Consider the following 5,035-nt stretch of genomic DNA (forward strand, 5'->3'; position numbering starts at 1 on the left):
CATGGCGCGGCGCAGCTTGCCGAGCGCGCGGTGCAGCCGCGCCTTCATCGTGCCCTCGGGGACGCCGTAGATCGCGGCGATCTCCTTCACGGGCAGGTCCTCGTAATACCGCAGGGCGACCCAGTTGCGTTCCTCGTTCGACAGCTCGGCGAGATGTCGTTCGATCCGCTGACGCTGCCTGAACCTCTCCAGCTTCAGGGCGGGATCCTGTTCGCTGTCCGCGAACACCTCCTCGCCCATGCTGTCGATCGGCGCGAGCCAACTCCTCTGCCGCTGCGCCAGCTTCAGGTGGCGGTTCAGCCGGTTGACCGCGATGCGGTACAGCCAAGCCTGGAACGGCTTGTTCAGCCAGCGGAACTGCCACAACCGGTCCAGGGCGAGGTGGAACACGTCGGCGGTCAGGTCCTGGGCGTCCACCCGGTTCTTGAGCCGGTTGAAGAAGAAGCGAAAAATCCGATCGTAATAGTACTCGTACAGATAATCGAACAGCTCGGCATCGATCTTCGCGCCCTGGATGCGCCCCAGCTCGAAGGCGAGCCGGCGCGGATCGTCGACCTCGGCCGTCTTCGGGTCGAAGACGTCCTTGGGGATGGGCGGCTGCCCGGGATGTTCATCTCGTGCCATTACAATGACGATGTCCCGGATCGGTTGCCTGGAATGAGCGGTCGCGGGGCGGGTTCTCGATTTGCCGCCCGGTGACGACTCTGCTACGTTCTCGGCTGAATATACCACATCGGGCGTCGTGATGGCGCCCCGTTCCCCGAAAGGCCCCGTCATGGCCGAGCTCCCCGCCAGGAACCTCAAGGCGTTCATCACCTTGCTCGAGCAGGCCGGTGACCTGGTGCGCGTCCGCGAGCCCGTCGACCCGGTCCTGGAGGCCGGCGAGATCGCCGACCGCTTCGTCAAGGCCGGCGAGGGTCCCGCCCTGCTCTTCGAGGACCCGCGCCCCGGCCGCTGGAGCGAAAGGGCCGGCCGCACGGCCCGCGCCGCGACGGCCGACGGCCGGCCGGTGCCCTTGGCCATGAACCTGTTCGCCTCGCGCCGCCGCATGGCCTGGGCCCTGGGCTGCGAGTCGCTGGAGGAGGCCGTCGCCCGGGTGCGCGAGCCTCTGGAGCTGGCGCCCCCCGAAGGGCTCTGGGAGAAGTTGAAGCTGCTGGGCAAGGCCCGGGACTGGAGCGCCGGCATGCCCCGCTCGGTCGCCGGCGGCCCCTGCCAGGAGGTCGTGGTCCGGGGCGAGGAGCTGGACAGGCGCGGCATCCTGGACCTGATGCCCGTGCTGACGACCTGGCCGCAGGACGGCGGCCCCTTCATCACCCTGCCGCTGGTCGTCACGCGCAACCCCGAGACCGGCCGGCGCAACATCGGCATGTACCGGATGCAGGTCTACGACGGCCGCACCACCGGCATGCACTGGCAGCTGCACAAGACCGGCGCCGACCACTACCGCGCCTGCGAGCGGCGGGGCGAGCGCATGCCCGTCTGCGTGGCGCTGGGCGGGCCGCCGTCGCTGACGTACGCCGCGACGGCGCCGCTGCCGCCGGAGATCGACGAGTCGATGTTCGCGGGCTTCCTGCAGGGCGCCCCGATCGCCTGGACGAAGGCGCTCACCTGCGACCTGGAGGTGCCGGCCGAGGCCGACTTCGTCATCGAGGGCTACGTCGACCCCGGCGAGCGCCGCCGCGAGGGGCCGTTCGGCGACCACACCGGCTTCTACACGCTGCCCGAGGAGTTCCCGGTCTTCCACGTGACGGCCATCACCTCGCGCCGCGACCCCGTCTACCCGGCGACCATCGTGGGCGTCCCGCCCATGGAGGACAAGTGGCTGGGCTGGGCCACCGAGCGCCTGTTCCTGCCGCTGATGCAGAAGCCGCTGCCCGAGGTCGTCGACTACCACCTGCCGCCGGAGGCCTGCTTCCACAACCTGGCCATCGTGGCGATCCGCAAGCAGTACCCGGGTCACGCCCGCAAGGTCTGCCACGCGCTGTGGGGCATGGGCCAGATGATGTTCTGCAAGACCATCGTGGTGGTCGACGCGGACGTCGACGTCCACGACCCGCGCGAGGTCCTGTGGCGCGTCACCAACTCCATCGACCCCAAGCGCGACACGTTCTTCGTCGAGGGCCCCGTCGACCACCTCGACCACGCCGTCAACGTCCAGTTCCTGGGCGGCAAGATGGGGATCGACGCCACCGCGAAGTGGGAGGGCGAGGACGGCTTCCGGCGCGAGTGGCCGCCGATCGTGCGCATGGACGACGCGGTCCGCAGCGACGTCGCGGAGCGCTGGCGCGACCTGCTGGCGCTGGCGGGGCGGCGGCAGTGAGCGGAGCGCCGGACCTCGAGCACGTCCACGCGCGCGGCCGCGACGGCGTCGTGCGCGACCCCGCCGCCCACGACCGCGCCGTGCGGGCGATGTTCGCGCGGATCGCGCGCGTCTACGACTTCATGAACCACGCCCTGAGCTTCAACCGCGACCGCGCCTGGCGGCGCGACCTGGTGCGCGCGCTGGATCCCGGCACCGACCTGCTGGTGGACCTGTGCGCGGGCACCGGCGACCTCGGGCTCGCGGCCCTGCGCGGCGGCCGCTGCCGCCGGGTCGTGGCCGCCGACTTCACGCCGGCGATGGTGGCGGCCGGTCGGGGCAAGGGCCTCGGCGGGGTGATCCCCGCCGTCGCCGCCGACGCCCAGGACCTGCCGCTGCGCGACGGCTGCGCCGACGCGGTCGCCGTCGGCTTCGGCGTGCGCAACCTGGCCGACCTGCGCCGCGGCCTGGCCGAGATGCGCCGCGTCCTGAAGCCGGGCGGCCGCCTGCTGGTGCTGGACTTCTTCCGCGACGACCCGGCCGCCGTCGGCCCGGGCCGCGGCGCCGCCCGGCCCCTGCGCCGCGCCCTGGACCTGGCGCTGCCGTCGGCGGGCCGGCTGCTCGGCCGCGACCGCGCCGCCTACGCCTACCTCGCCGACAGCCGGGACCGCTTCGTGACCCCGGCGGAATTCGCGGCGCTGCTCGATGAATTCGGCTTCCGGGACGTCCTGGTGCGACGTCAGACCTTCGGCATCGCCCACCTGATCGGCGGGCGGCTCGACGCCGACGCCTGAGGGGAGAATCATGGACCGCGACACGATCCCGCCGCCCCCGTTCCCGCTGCCCCCGATCACCGTCGCTTGGACCGGAGCCAGCGGCCTGGTCTACGGCGGGCGCCTGGTGGAGGTCCTGCTGGACGCCGGCCGCGACGTGGCGCTGCTGCGCAGCGACGCCGTCGAGCAGACGGCGGCCGCCGAGCTGGGCCGCCCGCCGCGCGCGCTGGTCGAAGAGTTGCGGTCGATCGCGGTCGCCCGCGGCGCGCAGCTGCACGAGTACGGGAAGCACGAGTTCTCGTCCCCGGTCGCCAGCGGTTCGGCGCCCTCGGGCGGCATGGCGGTCTGCCCCTGCTCCATGAGCACGCTGGCGCGCATCGCCACCGGCACCGGCGACGACCTGCTGCACCGCGCCGCCGACGTGCAGATCAAGGAGCGCCGCCGCCTCGTGCTCGTGCCGCGCGAGACCCCGCTGGCGGCCCACCACCTCGAACACATGTCCCGGCTCGCCGCCGCCGGCGCGGTGATCCTGCCGGCGATGCCCGGCTTCTACCACCGCCCGACGACCGTGGCGGAGCTCGTCGACTTCGTCGTGCAGCGCGTCTGCGACCAGCTCGGCGTCGCGGTGCGCCTCGCGCGGCCATGGGGTGAGGCGTGAAGGAGGGGCGCGGCTGGCGGACCGTCGCCGACTACTTCGGGCTGGTGAAGTTCGAGCACACCATCTTCGCCCTGCCCTTCGCGCTGATGTCGCTGCTGGTCGCCACCGGCGGCCGCCCTTCGCGGCGCCTGCTGCTGGGCGTGCTGGCGGCGATGGTCGCCGCGCGCAGCGCCGCGATGGCCTTCAACCGGCTCGCCGACCGCGACTACGACGCCCGCAACCCGCGCACGGCCGACCGGCACCTGCCGTCGGGCAGGATCGGCGTGGCCGGCGCCGCGGTGTTCACGCTGGTCAGCGCGGTCGTCTTCGTGCTGGCCGCACGCAGCCTCAACCCCCTCTGCTTCGCCCTGGCGCCGGTCGCGCTCGCGGTGGTTTTGGGCTACTCCTACGCCAAGCGGTTCACGCCTTGGTCGCACCTGTTGCTGGGGCTGGGCCTGGGCATCGCGCCGACGGGCGCTTGGCTCGCGGCCGTCGGCCGCTTCGCCGCGTTCCCGCTGTGGATGTCGGCGGGCGTGATGCTCTGGGTCGCCGGCTTCGACGCGATCTACGGCTGCCAGGACGTCGAGGTCGACCGGCGCGAGGGCCTGCGTTCGCTGGCGGTGCGCTACGGCGTCCCCGGCGCGCTGGGGATCGCCAAGGGACTGCACGTGCTGGCCGTGCTGTGCCTCGCCTTCGCGTTCCGCTCGGCGCCGGCGTTCGGCGTGACGGCGGACCTGGGCCTGTGCGCGCGCCTGGGCCTGGCGGCCATGACGGCGCTGCTGGTCTGGGAGCACAGGCTGGTGCGCGGCGGCGATCTGCGACACATCGACCGGGCGTTCTTCACCATCAACTCCTGGATCGGGATGCTCCTGCTGGCCTTCGTGGCCCTCGACGTCTACGTGGTCTGAGGGCCGTCGCGGCGTCCAGAATCCGACCCCCGTTGCTTCCGTATTGCCCACCCTCCGAGCCGCAGGGAGGCATTCTGCGCCCTTCCGCGACACGACGGAACCCGTCCTGATCAGGACTCCCGGCGGGAGGGGCGACCTCGCCCGGCCGGAGACCCGACGGGCAACCACCGAATCAATCATATAACTATCAAAGAGTTACGTGATACCGCGCCCCGGCATCGGCGGCGGCCGCCTGCCCCGGTCGAGCGACTGCAGGTCCTCTGTCAATATTTCCTCAAGCGGGTACGGGGCTTGCCGAAGGACCCTCGTGAATTCACCCCGGTCCGGCCTTGCGGACCCGACAAGAGCGCCCCCCCGCGAGGGCAAGTGAAAGGGATCTGGAATGAAGACTCGTTACAGCATGCTGGCCGGCGTCCTG

At 71.9% G+C, this 5,035-nt stretch carries 5 protein-coding genes; 4 read left to right on the forward strand and 1 reads right to left on the reverse strand.

Translation table 11 applies throughout. The annotated features are described in order from the left end of the window. Positions 1–624: RNA polymerase sigma factor (locus Q7W29_11810; protein MDO9172505.1), on the reverse strand; the 624-nt coding region annotated here is incomplete at its 3' end. Positions 625–775: 151 nt separating this feature from the next. On the opposite strand from Q7W29_11810, the gene Q7W29_11815 reads away from it, so the two are divergent. Genes Q7W29_11815 through Q7W29_11830 form a run of 4 tightly spaced genes read left to right on the forward strand, consistent with a single transcriptional unit; the run spans position 776 to position 4,617 of the window. Beyond that, positions 776–2,320: a menaquinone biosynthesis decarboxylase gene (locus tag Q7W29_11815; GenBank protein ID MDO9172506.1), complete on the forward strand. Its 1,545-nt coding sequence runs from the start codon at positions 776–778 to the stop codon at positions 2,318–2,320. Further along, a complete protein-coding gene (locus Q7W29_11820) occupies positions 2,317–3,093 on the forward strand; it encodes a ubiquinone/menaquinone biosynthesis methyltransferase (protein MDO9172507.1) in 777 nt (258 codons plus the stop codon). Before Q7W29_11815 ends, Q7W29_11820 begins: the two co-directional genes overlap by 4 nt. Positions 3,094–3,103: 10 nt before the next feature. Next, positions 3,104–3,730 carry a flavin prenyltransferase UbiX gene (locus tag Q7W29_11825; GenBank protein MDO9172508.1) on the forward strand — a complete coding sequence of 209 codons (627 nt, stop codon included), beginning with the start codon at positions 3,104–3,106 and terminating at the stop codon, positions 3,728–3,730. Next, positions 3,727–4,617, forward strand: coding sequence for a UbiA-like polyprenyltransferase (locus Q7W29_11830; GenBank protein ID MDO9172509.1), 891 nt, complete (start codon positions 3,727–3,729; stop codon positions 4,615–4,617). Before Q7W29_11825 ends, Q7W29_11830 begins: the two co-directional genes overlap by 4 nt. Positions 4,618–5,035: the final 418 nt, after the last annotated feature.

It is taken from the genome of bacterium (assembly GCA_030654305.1).
GTDB lineage: Bacteria > Krumholzibacteriota > Krumholzibacteriia > LZORAL124-64-63 > LZORAL124-64-63 > PNOJ01.

Excerpts from the sequence above, each read along its gene's own strand:
- Q7W29_11815 (MDO9172506.1), top strand. The coding sequence starts at position 776 with ATGGCCGAGCTCCCCGCCAGGAACCTCAAGGCGTTCATCACCTTGCTC.
- Q7W29_11825 (MDO9172508.1), top strand. The coding sequence starts at position 3,104 with ATGGACCGCGACACGATCCCGCCGCCCCCGTTCCCGCTGCCCCCGATC.